The sequence below is a fragment of the Streptomyces eurocidicus genome, from assembly GCF_002891295.1.
GTDB lineage: Bacteria > Actinomycetota > Actinomycetes > Streptomycetales > Streptomycetaceae > Streptomyces > Streptomyces eurocidicus.
On record NZ_LGUI01000010.1, the window covers coordinates 17,891 to 32,040 of the forward strand.

Annotated in this window: 14 protein-coding genes; 9 read left to right on the plus strand and 5 right to left on the minus strand. The window is 74.7% G+C overall.

Annotated features, from left to right (window positions below):
* Nucleotides 1-83: 83 nt before the first annotated feature.
* Nucleotides 84-737 carry a hypothetical protein gene (locus AF335_RS26435; protein WP_146045622.1) on the minus strand — a complete coding sequence of 218 codons (654 nt, stop codon included), beginning with the start codon at nt 735-737 and terminating at the stop codon, nt 84-86.
* Between the two features lie 285 nt (nt 738-1,022).
* On the opposite strand from AF335_RS26435, the gene AF335_RS26440 reads away from it, so the two are divergent.
* Genes AF335_RS26440 through AF335_RS26455 form a run of 4 tightly spaced genes read left to right on the plus strand, consistent with a single transcriptional unit; the run spans nt 1,023 to nt 5,296 of the window.
* Nucleotides 1,023-1,523: a 2Fe-2S iron-sulfur cluster-binding protein gene (locus AF335_RS26440; RefSeq protein WP_244927164.1), complete on the plus strand. Its 501-nt coding sequence runs from the start codon at nt 1,023-1,025 to the stop codon at nt 1,521-1,523.
* The gene (locus tag AF335_RS26445) at nt 1,520-2,533 is read left to right on the plus strand and encodes an FAD binding domain-containing protein (protein WP_102920950.1); all 1,014 of its coding nucleotides are present in this window, start codon (nt 1,520-1,522) and stop codon (nt 2,531-2,533) included. The genes AF335_RS26440 and AF335_RS26445 overlap by 4 nt, the downstream gene beginning before the upstream one ends.
* On the plus strand, nt 2,530-4,716 hold the full coding sequence (locus AF335_RS26450) for a xanthine dehydrogenase family protein molybdopterin-binding subunit (protein ID WP_244927165.1): 2,187 nt from the start codon (nt 2,530-2,532) through the stop codon (nt 4,714-4,716). Before AF335_RS26445 ends, AF335_RS26450 begins: the two co-directional genes overlap by 4 nt.
* A 58-nt stretch (nt 4,717-4,774) precedes the next feature.
* Nucleotides 4,775-5,296, plus strand: coding sequence for a GNAT family N-acetyltransferase (locus tag AF335_RS26455; protein WP_102920951.1), 522 nt, complete (start codon nt 4,775-4,777; stop codon nt 5,294-5,296).
* 69 nt (nt 5,297-5,365) lie between these two features.
* Here AF335_RS26455 and AF335_RS26460 read toward each other — a convergent pair whose 3' ends face one another.
* Nucleotides 5,366-6,526, minus strand: a complete 1,161-nt coding sequence (locus AF335_RS26460; protein ID WP_228773011.1) for a MalY/PatB family protein — start codon at nt 6,524-6,526, stop codon at nt 5,366-5,368.
* A gap of 133 nt (nt 6,527-6,659) precedes the next feature.
* Here AF335_RS26460 and AF335_RS26465 point away from each other — a divergent pair, with 133 nt between their 5' ends.
* Entirely contained in the window at nt 6,660-7,064 is a 405-nt protein-coding gene (locus tag AF335_RS26465) for a cupin domain-containing protein (protein WP_170127811.1), read from the plus strand.
* On the opposite strand, the gene AF335_RS26470 is transcribed toward AF335_RS26465, so the two are convergent.
* The gene (locus tag AF335_RS26470) at nt 7,065-9,446 is read right to left on the minus strand and encodes a glycoside hydrolase family 65 protein (protein ID WP_102920954.1); all 2,382 of its coding nucleotides are present in this window, start codon (nt 9,444-9,446) and stop codon (nt 7,065-7,067) included.
* Nucleotides 9,443-10,186: a beta-phosphoglucomutase family hydrolase gene (locus tag AF335_RS26475; protein WP_102920955.1), complete on the minus strand. Its 744-nt coding sequence runs from the start codon at nt 10,184-10,186 to the stop codon at nt 9,443-9,445. Before AF335_RS26475 ends, AF335_RS26470 begins: the two co-directional genes overlap by 4 nt.
* 133 nt (nt 10,187-10,319) lie before the next feature.
* Between AF335_RS26475 and AF335_RS26480 the strand changes: the two genes are divergently transcribed.
* Both AF335_RS26480 and AF335_RS26485 read left to right on the plus strand, forming a co-directional pair.
* The gene (locus AF335_RS26480; RefSeq protein WP_102920956.1) at nt 10,320-10,823 is read left to right on the plus strand and encodes a hypothetical protein; all 504 of its coding nucleotides are present in this window, start codon (nt 10,320-10,322) and stop codon (nt 10,821-10,823) included.
* A gap of 165 nt (nt 10,824-10,988) precedes the next feature.
* Nucleotides 10,989-11,495, plus strand: a complete 507-nt coding sequence (locus AF335_RS26485; protein WP_102920957.1) for a hemerythrin domain-containing protein — start codon at nt 10,989-10,991, stop codon at nt 11,493-11,495.
* Nucleotides 11,496-11,540: 45 nt separating this feature from the next.
* On the opposite strand, the gene AF335_RS26490 is transcribed toward AF335_RS26485, so the two are convergent.
* Nucleotides 11,541-12,041 (minus strand): hypothetical protein, encoded by a 501-nt coding sequence (locus AF335_RS26490; protein ID WP_146045623.1) that lies wholly within the window; start codon nt 12,039-12,041, stop codon nt 11,541-11,543.
* 317 nt (nt 12,042-12,358) lie between these two features.
* Between AF335_RS26490 and AF335_RS26495 the strand changes: the two genes are divergently transcribed.
* Complete coding sequence (locus AF335_RS26495; RefSeq protein WP_102920959.1) at nt 12,359-12,754, plus strand: DUF6542 domain-containing protein; 396 nt, start codon at nt 12,359-12,361, stop codon at nt 12,752-12,754.
* Nucleotides 12,755-12,931: 177 nt separating this feature from the next.
* Nucleotides 12,932-14,089, plus strand: coding sequence for an LCP family protein (locus AF335_RS26500; RefSeq protein ID WP_244927166.1), 1,158 nt, complete (start codon nt 12,932-12,934; stop codon nt 14,087-14,089).
* Nucleotides 14,090-14,150: the final 61 nt, after the last annotated feature.

Below are 14,150 nucleotides of genomic sequence, written 5' to 3' on the forward strand. Positions count from 1 at the left end.
AAAAGGGGGCCCGGGGGCGTCAGCCCCCGGTTACGGGAAGGGGCGGGGTGGGGAAAAAGCCGCCCGCGGCAGGGCGCCCCGCCTCAGCCGCTCCCCTCGGGCGGCCGGTTGTCCGGGGCGCCGCCGCCGTGCGACGGCAGATCGCCGCGCGGGGGCATGTCCATGGGGCGCCCCCGCACCGGCGGCAGGACGCGGTCCAGCTCCTCGTCGTCGGCGCGGTGGACGGACCGGGCGGCCTCCCGCAGGAGCGAGCGCTCCGCCTCCTCCGGCCGGGCGCTCACGGTGATCACATGGCCGCCGTCGGCGAGTTCGTACCGCTGCTCCCCGTCCCCCGTGCGGAACACCAGCTCGCCCTCGCGCTCGCAGGTCTCCCCGCCCCGGGCCGGGGTGCGCGGGCAGTCCTGCCGCGGCCCGCGCTCGGCGCGGACCGTGACGGGCCCGCCCTTGCCCCGGGAAGCGCCCTGGAAGACGTACGAGCCGGAGAAGCCGTCGTCCCCCGAGACGCCGACGGACTGCTGGGCGAGCACGAAACCCGGCACCTTGATCACATAGACCATGTCGGCCGAGGTGCCGATGGCCCGCGCCCGGGCCTCCAGCTGGGAGCGGTCGGCGCCCTTGCGCCGTTCGTCACCGGCCGACCGGGGCCGTGCCTCGCTCGTGTCCGTCCCGCAGGCCGTCAGGGACAGGGGGAGCAGCAGCGCTCCCATGGCCAGGGCGGCCGACAAGGGTCGATTCATGGGGACATTCTGCCGGTGCGCACGGTGCGGCCGGGGCGCCACTCCCGTCGTTCGGCCGTAAGGGCGCGGGCGGCCGGCCCGCGCGCCGGGCTCCGGGGGCCGAACGGGTGCCGTACGCGCCCCCGGTGTTTGCGCAGGGCCGGAAAGGGGACCCCGTCACGGTGCTGATGGGACCCCAGTGAAAGGCGTGGCACCGTGGCAGCGCACCCCGCCCAGGACGGCCCTCCTCCCCCGGACTCCGGTCCCCCGCCGTCCCCCGCGTCCTCCTCCCCCACCTCGTCGACCGTGACCCTCGAAGTCAACGGCACCTCCCACCGGCTGACGCTCGACCACCGCACGACCGTCCTCGACGCCCTGCGCGAGCACCTGGACCTGACGGGCACGAAGAAGGGCTGCGACCACGCCCAGTGCGGCGCGTGCACGGTGCTGGCCGACGGCAGGCGCGTGAACAGCTGTCTGCTGCCGGCGGTCGCCTACGACGGTGTGGAGATCACCACGGTGGAGGGGCTGGCCGGCGGCGGCGCGCCGCACCCGCTGCAACGGGCGTTCCTCGACCGCGACGGCCTCCAGTGCGGCTACTGCACGCCCGGGCAGCTCTGCTCGGCGGTGGGCGCGATCGCCGAGGCCGCCGAGGGCCACCCGTCCCACGTCACGCCCCTGTCGGCGCCGCCCGGCGCGCCCGTGCCCCTCTCCCCCGACGAGATCCGCGAGCGGATGAGCGGCAACCTGTGCCGGTGCGGCGCCTATGTGAACATCGTCGCCGCGATCGAGGACGTGACGCGGTGAAGGAGTTCGCCTACGCCCGCCCCGCCGACGTCGACGCGGCGATCGCCGCCCTGTCCGGCCGCCCCGACGGCGCGTTCCTCGGCGGCGGCACCAACCTCGTCGACCTGATGAAGCTGGGTGTCACGGCGCCCGCCCTGCTGGTCGACGTCAGCCGGCTGCCGCTGACGGCGATCGAGGAACGGCCGGACGGCGGCCTGACGATCGGCGCGAACGTCCGCAACAGCGACCTGGCCGCCCACCCCGCCGTACGGACCCGCTACCCCGCCCTGTCGCAGGCCGTGCTGGCGGGCGCGTCCGGGCAGATCCGCAACGCCGCCACCACCGCCGGAAACCTTCTCCAGCGCACCCGCTGCCTCTACTTCCAGGACGTGGGCAAGCCGTGCAACAAGCGCCTCCCGGGCAGCGGCTGCCCCGCCCGGGACGGTGTGCACCGCGACCTGGCCGTGCTCGGCCACTCCCCGCACTGCGTGGCGACCCACCCTTCCGACATGGCCGTCGCCCTCGCGGCCCTGGACGCCGTCGTCCACCTGCGCGGCCCGGACGGCGGACGGACGGTGCCGCTCACCGGCTTCCACCGGCTGCCCGGCGAGGAGCCGCACCGCGACACCGTCATCGGCCCCGCAGAGCTCGTCACCGCCGTCGAGCTGCCGCCCGCGCCGGCCGGCCCGTCGGCCTTCCGCAAGGCCCGCGACCGCGCCTCGTACGCCTTCGCGCTCGCCTCCGTCGCCGCCGCGCTGGAGGTGCGGGACGGGGTGGTCCGCGAAGCGCGCCTGGCCTTCGGCGGCCTGGCGCACAAGCCGTGGCGGGCCCGGGTGGCGGAGCGGGCGCTGCGCGGCGCCCCCGCCACCGAGGAGGAGTTCGCGCGGGCCGTCGGATCCGAGCTGGCCGCGGCCGAACCGCTGCGCGACAACGCGTTCAAGGTCCCGCTGGCCCACGCCCTCGCCGTACGGGTCCTCGCCCGGCTCGCCGGGCTCCCCGACCACGACGCGGCGACGGGAGCCGGCCGGTGAACCCCGCCGGAACCACCGGGCCCCTGAGCGCCGCGGACGACGGCGGCGGCGCCCCCGTCCGCCTGGAGGGCCTGCTGAAGGTCACCGGCGCCGCCCGGTACGCCGCCGAGCACACCCCGCCCGGCACCGCCTACGCCTGGCCCGTCCCGGCCGGCGTCGCCCGGGGCCGGGTCGTCGCGGTCGACACGGGCCGGGCGATGGCCGAGCCCGGGGCGCTCGCCGTGCTCACCCACGAGAACGCGCCGCGCCTGAAGGAGACCGGCGACGCCACCCTCCTCGTCCTCCAGGACGACCGGGTGCCGCACCGCGGCTGGTACGTCGCCCTGGCGGTCGCCCGCACCCCGGAGGCCGCCCGGGCGATGGCCGGGGCGGTGGTGGTCTCCTACGAACCCGAGGGCCACGACACCGTCCTGACCCCGGACCACCCCGGGCTGTACGTCCCCGACAAGGTCAACGCGGGCTTCCCGGGCAGCCGCGAGCGCGGCGACTTCGACGCGGCGTACGCGGGCGCCGCCGTGCGCGTCGACGCCACGTACACCCTGACGGGGCTGCACAACCACCCCATGGAGCCGCACGCCACGACCGCCCGCTGGGAGGACGGGCGGCTGTTCGCCCATGACTCCAGCCAGGGCGCCACGCTCGTGCGGGAGACGCTGGCCGGGCTGTTCGGCATGGACAAGCGGCTGATCACGGTCGTCTCCGAGCACGTGGGCGGCGGGTTCGGCTGCAAGGGCACCCCGCGCCCGCAGGTGGTCCTGGCGGCGATGGCCGCCCGGCACACCGGGCTGCCCGTCAAGCTCGCGCTGCCCCGCGCGCAGCTCGCGGCCGTCGCCGGCCACCGGCCGCCGATGTTCCAGCGGGTCCGGCTCGGCGCCGGCGGGGACGGGGTGATCAGCGCGCTCGCGCACGAGGTCGTCACCCAGACCTCCACCGTCCGGGAGTTCGTGGAGCAGGCCGCCGTCCCCTCGCGCGTCATGTACACCTCGCCGCACAGCCGCACCGTCCACCGGGCCGTCGCGCTCGACGTGCCCAGCCCGTCGTGGATGCGGGCGCCGGGCGAGGCGTCGGGGATGTACGCGCTGGAGTGCGCGATGGACGAACTGGCCGGCGCCGCCGGGCTGGACCCCGTCGAGCTGCGGATCCGCAACGACACCGCGACCGAGCCGGACAGCGGGAAGCCTTACAGCAGCCGGCACCTCGTGGAGTGCCTGCGCGAGGGCGCGCGGCGCTTCGGCTGGGCCGCCCGGGACCCGCGGCCCCGGTCCCGGGCCGAGGGCCGGCTGCTCCTCGGCACCGGGGTGGCCTCCGCCAACTACCCGGTCTACCTCGCGCCCTCGCGGGCGCAGGCGCGAGCGGAGCGGGCGGCGGACGGGGTCCGCTTCCTGGTGCGGACGGACGCCACGGACATCGGTACGGGCGCCCGTACCGTCCTCGCGCAGATCGCGGCGGAGGCGCTCGGCGTGCCCCTGGAGCGGATCGGCGTCGAGATCGGGAACACCGGGCTCCCGGCCGCGCCGGTCGCCGGCGGCTCCGCCGGCACCGCGTCGTGGGGATGGGCCGTGCACAAGGCGTGCCGCGCGCTCGGCGGGCTGCTCGCCGAGCACGGCGGCACGGTGCCGCCGGAGGGCCTGGCCACCACCGCCGACACCGCGGACGACGTCCCGGCGGAGTCGCGCCACGTACAGGCGGCGTTCGGCGCGCACTTCGCGGAGGTGGCGGTCGACGCCGACACCGGGGAGGCCCGGGTGCGCCGGCTGCTGGGCGTGTACGCGGCGGGCCGGATCCTCAACGCCCGGACCGCGCGCAGTCAGTTCATCGGCGGGATGATGATGGGCCTGGGCATGGCGCTGCTGGAGGGCAGCACCATGGACCCCCGGTTCGGCGACTTCGCCGAGCGCGACCTCGCCTCGTACCACGTGCCGGCCTGCGCGGACGTCCGGGACGTCGAGGCCCACTGGATCGCGGAGGAGGACCCGCACCTGAACCCGGTGGGCGGCAAGGGCATCGGGGAGATCGGCATCGTCGGGACGGCCGCGGCGATCGCCAACGCGGTGCACCACGCGACGGGCGTCCGCGTCCGTGACCTGCCGATCACCCCGGACAAGCTGCTCGGCACGGCGGGCGGCCCCGGCCGGTGGTCCGGCGCGGCTTCCGGGTCCACCGCGCACGACCTCCCGACATAGCTGGAAATATGCTTGTAACACTCACTGGGTAAGGTCCCGCCGCCAGGAGGGATCAACCATGCGAGACAGCGGTGCGGGGATACGGATCCGCCCGGCGACGTCCGGCCATCTCGGCCGGCTCACCGAGATCTACAACCACTACGTGACGCACACCCCGATCACGTTCGACATCGAGCCCGTCTCCGTCGAGGAGCGCGCCGACTGGCTGACGGCCCACCCCGACCGGGGCCGGCACCGGCTCCTGGTCGCGGAGGACACGGCCGCGGACACGGTGCTCGGCTACGCCTCCAGCAGCTCCCTGCGCCCGAAGCGGGCCTACGAGACCTCGGTGGAGACCAGTGTCTATCTGGCGCCCGGGCACACCGGGCGCGGGGTCGGCGGCCTGCTCTACGAGGCCCTGTTCGCGGCCCTCGCGGACGAGGACGTGCACCGGGCCTACGCGGTGGTGACCCAGCCGAACGAGGCGTCGATGCGGCTGCACGCCCGGTTCGGGTTCGCGGCGGCGGGGGTGCACCGGGAGGTGGGCCGGAAGTTCGGGCGGTTCTGGGACGTGGCGTGGCTGGAGAAGCCGCTGCGGTAGCCGTGCCGCACGCGCCCGGCGACCCCGCCGGGGGCGCCGGGAGACGCGGGAGCCGGCGCGGATCCGGGCCTAGCCGAGCGCCTTCGCCATCCGGCGCACCCCCTCCGTGAGGATCTCCGGTGACGTGCCGAAGTTCAGGCGCGCGTGCCCCGCCCCGCCCGAGCCGAAGGGCAGGCCGCCGGTCAGCGCGACCCGGCCCCGCTCCAGGAACACCGCGGCCGGGTCGTCGCCGAGGCCCAGCGCCCGGCAGTCCAGCCACGCCAGGCACGTCGCCGCCGGCGGTGCGTACCGCACCCCGGGGAGGTATCGCGCCAGCAGGTCGGCGAGCAGCCGGCGGTTCTCGTCCAGGCCGCGCAGCACCCCGTCCAGCCAGTCGCCGCCGTGCCGCAGGGCCGCCGCGTGACCGATGACGCCCAGGTGGCTCGGGCCGTGGCTCACCACGTAAGGGATCCGCGCCAGCTCCGCCGCGGCCTCCGGGCCGGCGATCGCCAACGCGGCCTTCGCGCCCGCGAGATGCCAGCCCTTGGAGGCGGACATCACCGAGAACGCGCTACCGGTCCCGGGCACCGACAGATACGGCACGAACTCCGCGCCCGGCAGCACCAGCGGCGCGTGGATCTCGTCCACCACGACCCGCACGCCGTGGGCGTCCGCCAACCCGGCCGCCGCGGCCAGTTCCTGGGCCGTGTGGACGGTGCCGGTGGGGTTGTGCGGACTGCAGAGCAGATACGCGGCCCGCCGCCCGCCGGCCGCGGCCCGCCCGAAGGCCGCCTCCAGCGCGGGCAGGTCGAGGCGGTGACCGTCGCCCAGCGGAGCCTCCGTCACCCGTCGGTCCATATGTTCCATGAATCCGTAGAACGGTGGATACACAGGGGAGTTCACGACGACGGTGTCCCCCGGACCGGTGATCAGACGCAGGACTTCCACGACGCCCTGCATCACGTCCGGCACGATCGCGGTATGCGCCGCCACCACACCGTCCCAGTTCCACCGCTTCCGGGCGAACTCGTCGAGCGCCTGCGCGTACGCCGTCCCGGAGGCATACCCGGTGTCGCCCCGCGCGACCGCCTCCGTGAGAGCGCGCGCCACCGGTTCGGCGAGCGGCGCGTCCATCTCGGCAACCCACAGCGGCAGCACGTCCGGCGGATGGGTGCGCCACTTCGCGCTCGTCCGCAGCCGCAGCTCGTCCAGGGAGAGCCGGCGCAGCGGTTCGGTCATGTCAACAGGCATAGGAACCATTGTGCTCGCCGGCGTCAACCGCAGAGGGGACCGCTCGGAGCATCCTCCGTGGGTCCCGTACCCAGAAGCCTGGAGTGAGCCCGGCGAACCCGGGCAGCACACCGGAACGAGAGGGAAACTCATCGTGTTCAGGGAGCAGCCGGTCAGCGAGACCATGGCCGAAGGCGGGATCGTCCTTCCCTTGCCTCCCGGAATGACCGACGCCGCGCATGTGGTGGTCCACCGGACCACGATGCCGCCCGGCGCACGGACCGGATGGCACTACCACCCCGGCACCCTCGTCGGTGTCGTCACCGGCGGCACGCTCACCCACTACTGGGCGGACGGCCACATCAGCCGGCACCCCGCGGGAACGAGCTTCATCACCGGCGGGCCCGGCCACATACACGATGGCCGCAACGAAGGGGACGACCCCCTGGTCATGCTGCTCACGTACATCAACTCCGCGGACGCGCGCCTGGCGGTGGACGTCCAGCCGCTGTTCCCCGACCCTCTGTTCCCCGATCCGGTCGTGCGCGTCGGCCGGTGATCAGGCCGGGCCGTCCGGCTCCGGCCGGGTGGCGGACCAGCCACGGTGGGCCGGTCGCCGGCCCACCGGCTGGGCCGGCTCCGGCCGCTCCGGCAGGCCCGGGACCTTCCGGCTCTCCGGCTTCCCCGGTGTCACCGTGAGCGTCTCGCCGCAGTGCTCGATCTCCAGCTCCCGGCCCTCGACCAGGGTGTACGTCGCCACCGAGTCGGTGATCTCCACCCGCAGCCTGCCCCGCCGCACCTGCACGGTGAACACGAGGCGGCGCAGCTGCTCGGGGAGCCGGGGGGCGAAGGAGACGACGCCGTCGCAGTGCCGCATCCCGCCGAACCCCGAGACCAGGGCGATCCAGGTGCCCGCGAGCGAGGCGATGTGCACCCCGTCGCGGGTGTTGCTCTCCAGGTCGGAGAGGTCCATCATCGCGGCCTCGCCGAGATAGTCGTACGCCAGCCGCAGATGGCCCACCTCGGCGGCCATCACGGCCTGGACGCAGGCGGAGAGGGAGGAGTCCCGGACCGTCAGCGGCTCGTAGTAGGCGAAGTTGCGGGCCTTCTGCTCGTCGGTGAAGGCGTCGCCGCGCAGCACCATGGCCAGCACCAGGTCCGCCTGCTTGACCACCTGCTTGCGGTAGATGTCGAAATAGGGGAAGTGGAGCAGCAGCGGGTAGTGGTCGGCGCCCGTCCCGGCGAAGTCCCAGTGCTGGTGCCCGGTGAAGCCGCGCGACTGCTCGTGCACGCCGAGGACCGGATCGAACGGCAGCGCCATCCGGGCGGCCGCGTCGCGCCACGCCGCCGTCTCCTCGTCGTCCACGCCGAACTCGGTCGCGAGGTCGGGGTGCCGCTCGGCGGCGTCGGCCGCCGCCCGCAGGTTCTGCTCGGCCATCAGGTTGGTGTAGACGTTGTCGTCCGCGATCGCGCTGTACTCGTCGGGGCCCGTCACCCCGTCGATGTGGAACTCGCCCTGGTGGTCGTGGTGGCCCAGCGAGCGCCACAGCCGGGCGGTCTGGACCAGCAGCTCCATGCCCACCTCGCGCTCGAACACCTCGTCGCCGGTGGCGGTCATGTAGCGCACCACGGCGTCCGCGATGTCCGCGTTGACGTGGAAGGCGGCCGTACCGGCCGGCCAGTACGCCGAGCACTCGTCACCGTTGAGGGTGCGCCAGGGGAAGGCCGCCCCCTGGAGCCCCAGCAGGCGGGCCCGTTTGAGGGCGGCGGGCAGGGTGGCGTGCCGCCAGCGCAGCGGTTGCGCCGCCGCCAGCGGCGCCGTGCACGTCAGCACCTGGAGGACGAACGTCTCGCTGTCCCAGAAGCTGTGCCCGTCGTACCCCGGGCCGGTCAGCCCCTTGGCGGCGATGGCCCGGCACTCCGCCCGCGCGCCCGCCTGGAGCACGTGGAACAGCGCGAACCGCACGGCCTGCTGGATCTCCGCGTCGCCGTCGACCTCGACGTCGGCCCGGTCCCAGAACTCGTCGAGGTACTGCCGCTGCTCGGCGCACAGGCCGTCCCAGCCGGTGCTCTTGGCGCCCGCCAGCGCCGCGTCGGCCTGGTCGTGCATCGCGGACAGCGAGCGGACCCCCGACCACCCGTAGGCGACCGTCTTCTCCAGCCGCAGCCGCTCGCCGGGGCGCAGCACCGTGGTCACGGTGTACCGGCTGAGGTTCTCGCTGCACTTGGAGTACGTCTTGGTCGCCTTCGGACCGTCCACCCGGTGCTCCGCGGCCACCGCCACCCGCAGTCCGCTGTGTTCGGTGCGGTGCACCAGGCGCAGCCTGCCCTCCTCGGCCGCGTGCTCCTCCGGGACCAGCGGGGACTCCAGCACCGCGGCCACCCGGGGGTCGCCGCCCGCCGCCGGCAGCTGCTCGTTGGCCACCAGCTCCGACTGGAGGACGATCCGCGTCTCGGCGTCCACCGCCTCCACCTCGTAGGCGATGGCCCCGACGGACCGCTGGGTGAAGGAGACCAGCCGGGTCGAGCGCACCCGCACCGTGCGCCCGGACGGCGACGTCCACTCGGCCTCGCGGGTCAGCAGCCCCGAGCGGAAGTCCAGCACCCGCTCGTGGCTGACCAGCCGCCCGTACCGCAGGTCGAACGGCTCGTCGTCGACGAGCAGCCGGATCAGCTTGCCGTTGGTGACGTCGATGAGGGTCTGCCCCGACTCCGGATAGCCGTAGCCCGCCTCGGCGTACGGGAGCGGCCGGAGCTCGTACACCCCGTTGAGGTACGAGCCGGGCAGGCCGTGCGGCTCGCCCTCGTCGAGGTTGCCGCGCCAGCCGATGTGCCCGTTGGCGAGCGCGAAGACGGACTCGCTCTGCGGCAGCACGTCGAAGTTGAGCTCCGTCTCGCGCAGGCACCAGGGCTCGACCGCGTAGGCCGGATGGGTGATCACGGGGCGTCTCCCAGCAGTTCGTCGAGGTCTCCCACCACCAGGTCGGCGCCGTGGGCGCGCAGTGCCTCGGCCTGGCCCACCCGGTCCACGCCGACGACGAGGCCGAACGCCCCGGCGCGGCCCGCCTCCATGCCCGCCAGGGCGTCCTCGTAGACCGCGGCCCGGCGGGGCTCCACGCCGAGGTCGCGGGCGGCCGCGAGGAAGGTGTCGGGGTGGGGTTTGCCCGGCAGCTTCCGCTCGGCGGCGACCACGCCGTCGATCCGGACCTCGAAGAGGTCCTCGATGCCCGCCGCGACGAGGACGTCGCGGCAGTTGGCGCTGGAGGAGACCACGGCCCGGCGCAGCCCGGCCGCCCGCGCGGCCTTCGCGTAGCGGACCGAGCCCTCGTACGGCTGCACCCCGAGCTCCTTGATCTTCTCCAGGACGATCGCGTTCTTGCGCGTGCCCAGGCCGTGCACGGTGTCCGCCTCCGGCGGGTCGTCCGGCCGGCCCTCGGGCAGGGTGATGCCCCGGGAGGCCAGGAAGGAGCGCACTCCGTCGGCCCTCGGCATGCCGTCCACGTAGGCGTCGTAGTCGTCGACCGGGTCGAAGGGCCGGAAGCCCGCCCCGTCGCGCGACCGCAGGAAGGCGTCGAACATCTCCTGCCACGCCGCCGCGTGCACGGTCGCGGTGCGGGTCAGGACGCCGTCGAGGTCGAAGAGACAGGCACGGATGCCGGGGGGAAGTCCGAGGCTCGTCACCCGGCCATGATGCCCCGGGCCGGGCGTCGGCGCGCGTCTGCGGGCGCCGCTGACGGCCACCGGCCGCCGGAGGGGGCTACAGGCTCGGGTAGGGCGGTGCGGAGTACGCCGAAGGGCCTCGTAAAGTGATCAAATGACCCACGCCGTTGATGCCGTCGATGCCGCCGCGATCGCCCTGGGCGAGCGCACCTGGATCCCGCACGACGAGGAACGCGCCCTCGGCCAAGCGTTCCTCGGCCACCGTGACACGGTGGAGCCGCGCCTCCTGCCGGGCATGCCCCCGCACAGTGACCCGCAGGGGTGGGTGACCCAGCACGTGCTGTGGCTGGAGGACGTGTCGGCGCTCGCCGCGGGCGTCCGCGACCAGTGGTACGGGTACCTCCCGACGAGCCATATGACGGCGCTGGTCTCCGCCTACGCCGAACAGGCCGCCGCCGTGGTCCCGCTCGCCGACCACCTGCGCGAGCGGTGGCACGCCGAGCCGCCGGAGCTGCTCACCCAGGAGCAGGTCACCTGGTGGGAGGAGTGGCACCTGCCGCCCGCGCAGCGTCAGCAGCTCGACGCGGTGACGCACCGTCTGGTGGTCATCGGCTCGGTCGTGGTGGCGGCGGTCACCGGGGCCTGGCACCAGGACTGACGCGGCGGGGCCCCCGCGGCGACGGGTTCCGCGGCACGGCGGCGGGTCACCCGGACGGCGCAGCACGGGCGGCCCGGCCGCCGGGCGGGCGGCCGGAGCGGATCCCGGCGGGTCGTGGCAGCGTGGTTCCCGACGCAGTCACGCACGACGCGAAGGGACGGTCCCATGACCCGCACCGACATCATCACCGAGCTGGAGACCGACCACCGGGTGATCGAGGCGCTGTTCACATGGATCCACCGGACCCCCCTCGAGGACACCGGGCGCGAACGCCTCCTGCAGGAGGCGACCGCCGAGCTGGCGCGGCACTCGGCGGCCCAGCAGCGGCACCTCTACCCGGCCGTGCGGTCCTGTCTGCCCGGCGGTGACGACTTCGTCGAGAAGGAGAACGCGGGCCAGGAGCGGCTGACGGCCATGCTGCGCGGGCTGGAGTCCTGCACGGTGTTCGAACCCGGCTTCGACGGCCGGGTCCGCGCGCTGGAGCGCGAGGTCATCCAGCACATCCGGCACGAGGAGCACGACCTGTTCCCGATGCTGCGCCAGGGCTGCCCCGCCGACACCCTCCAGCGGCTCGGGACGCAGGTGCGCGAGGACCGGAGCCGGGACCGCGCGGCGGCCGGGGGCTCGGCGGCGACGGTCCGCACCGCCCTGGCGGGCGGCGGCGGGCTCTGACGCGCCGCGCGGGACCCGCGCGTCCCCCGGCCGTCGCCGCCACCGTCACCGTACGCGGAGCGTGCGGACGGGTGAGTCACCGAGCGGGCCGGGGCGCGGGTCCCGGTCGCCGTCCAGTCCGTAGAGCGTGCCGCGGAGCTGGAGGGTGCCCGGGCGCCGGGCGCGCACCCGCGCCTCGACCCGCGCGGCCGTCCCGGAGGCCACGGTCGCACCGCAGGTAACGGTGTGCCAGGTGTCCCGGTCGCCGGTGCGTTCCTCGACACAGGCGCGCAGATAGCGCGCCGCGTGGTCGTCGGCGCGCCCGTCGCCGCTGACCCGTACGGTCCGGCCGGCCCGGACCGGGTGGTCGGGCGCGGCGATCCTCATCACCCCGCCGGGCGCGCTCGCCCCCTCGGCCGTCGCCGGTGACGCGGTCAGGGCGAGCGCGGCGGCGCCGAGCGCGCCGGCGGCGGCGATCCGCAGAGCCGTGGACAGGGACGTCGTGAACCGTGGGACCCGCGCGAGACGCCGCGCGGGGAGCTTCACCGGGCTTTTCGTGGATTTCATACTTTCCATGGCAACTCCACACCAATGAGCCGTCATTGGCACTGATTCGAGGAATGAGACGGTACGTTCCCCGGGTGCGTTGTCTCCTCGCGTGTCACTGTCCCGTAACGGCCGGGTGGTCCGGCGGCGGACCGGGGCATGGGCCGGGCCGGGGGTCGTGGGCGGCGGGACGGGCCGCGATCACCCGGCTGACACTTGCTATATTGCGCAAATATGCAAGGCGAGCCGGGCTCGCACCCGACCGATGGGGAGCACGCATGGGTGGCAGGCCGACCGCGACACCGCGGCGGAGAACGGGCGGACGGGGCCGGCGGGCCGTGGTGCCGCTGCTCCTGCCGGTGGCGCTGACCGCCTCGGGTGCCGTCGTGGACACGGCCCGCGGCCCCGGGCTCGGCTGGCTCTTCACCGCGGCCGCCGCGACGGCCGCCGCGCTGGCCGCCCTGACGGCCCCCCGTGGCCGCACCTGGTGGGCGGCGGCCCTGCCGCCCCTGGTGATAGCCGCCGTCGCCGCCGTGGCCCAGCTCCTGACGGAAGGTTCCGCCCCGCACACCGGCGCGACGGCCATGACCGCCGGGGTCCGCTGGGCGATGGACACCTTCCCGGCGATCGTGGCCGCCGAGGCCGCCGCCGCCGTGGTGCTCACGCTGCGCGCCGTCACCGCCCGGTCCACGGGCCCGGGGCGGCGCCGGCGCGGGAGGGCCGCGCATGCCTGAGTACCCCCGGACCGCCCCCAGGAGGACCACGGGGACACCCGCCCCCCGGCGCACCTCGGTGCCCGCTCCCCGGCGGACGGGCGGCGCGCCCCGGCGACCCGCGCCGCGCCGCCGGGCGCCCGGCGGGCCCGGGCCGCCGGCCTCGCCCGCCTCGCGGTGTGCCTCACATCGGCGGCCGTGCTGCTCACCAGCGGCGTCGGCTGGTTCGCCTACCACTGGCTGAACAACGGTCTGATCACCTCGCACGCGCTCGACGCGCTGCGCGACGACGCGCCCCGGAGCCGCGACGGCGCGGTGAACGTCCTGCTGATCGGCCTGGACAGCCGGCGGGACATGAACGGCGACGCCCTGCCCAAGGAGTTCGTCGAGCGGGAACTGCACGCCGGTTCCAGCGAGATCGGCGGCTACAACACCAACACGCTGATCCTGATGCACATCCCGGCGGACGGCGGGAAGGTCACCGCCTTCTCCATCCCGCGCGACGACTACGTCGAGATCGCCGGCGGGCGCGGCGAACACAAGATCAAGGAGGCGTACGGCCTGGCCAAGGCGGAGGCCGAGGAGAAGCTGGTGGCCCAGGGCGTCCGGGGCGCGGACCTGGAGCACCGGGGCCGGGAGGCGGGCCGTGAGGCCACGCTGGCCACGGTCCAGAAGTTCCTCGGCGTGCCGATCGACCACTTCGCGGAGGTCAACCTCCTCGGCTTCTACGACATCGCCAAGGTCGTCCAGCCGGTGCAGGTGTGCCTGAAGAAGCCCGTCCGTGACCGCTACTCCGGCGCGGACTTCCCCGCCGGCCTGCAGGACCTCGACGCCCGGCAGGCCCTGGCGTTCGTCCGGCAGCGCCACGGCCTGGACGGGGGCGACCTCGACCGCACGCGCCGTCAGCAGGCGTTCCTCTCCTCCGTGACGCACAAGCTCAAGTCCCAGGGCGTGTGGGGCGACGTCGGCAAGCTCCAGGGGCTCTTCGATGTCATCAAGAAGGACGTCGTCATCGACGACCGCTGGAACATCCTGGACTTCGCCCGGCAGGCGCCCAATCTGACCGGGGGCAACGCGGAGTTCCACACACTCCCGATCGAGGGCTTCGCCACGCGGAAGGGGGAGGCGGTGAACCTCGTCGACGCGGAGCGGGTGAGGGAGCTGGTGGGGAAGATGATCGGTGGGGCGGGGGCGACTCCGTCCGCGGGTGGCGGGGACGCGAAGCCCGGTGGTTCGGCGAGTGGTCCGGCGAGCGGGTCCGCGGGCGGTTCGGCGGCGTCCGGGGGTTCGGCGGTGCCGTCGGACGCGTTTCAGGGGCCGGCGGTGGAGATGGGTGGGGTGCCGTGCGTTGACTGAGGCGGGTGGGGCGGTTTTTTTCCCAGCCCCGCCCCTTCCCGTAACCGGGGGCAAGCCCCCG

Coding starts and splice junctions, on each gene's coding strand:
- AF335_RS26435 (WP_146045622.1), bottom strand. CDS start 737: ATGAATCGACCCTTGTCGGCCGCCCTGGCCATGGGAGCGCTGCTGCTC.
- AF335_RS26455 (WP_102920951.1), top strand. CDS start 4,775: ATGCGAGACAGCGGTGCGGGGATACGGATCCGCCCGGCGACGTCCGGC.
- AF335_RS26460 (WP_228773011.1), bottom strand. CDS start 6,526: ATGCCTGTTGACATGACCGAACCGCTGCGCCGGCTCTCCCTGGACGAG.
- AF335_RS26480 (WP_102920956.1), top strand. CDS start 10,320: ATGACCCACGCCGTTGATGCCGTCGATGCCGCCGCGATCGCCCTGGGC.
- AF335_RS26485 (WP_102920957.1), top strand. CDS start 10,989: ATGACCCGCACCGACATCATCACCGAGCTGGAGACCGACCACCGGGTG.
- AF335_RS26490 (WP_146045623.1), bottom strand. CDS start 12,041: ATGAAATCCACGAAAAGCCCGGTGAAGCTCCCCGCGCGGCGTCTCGCG.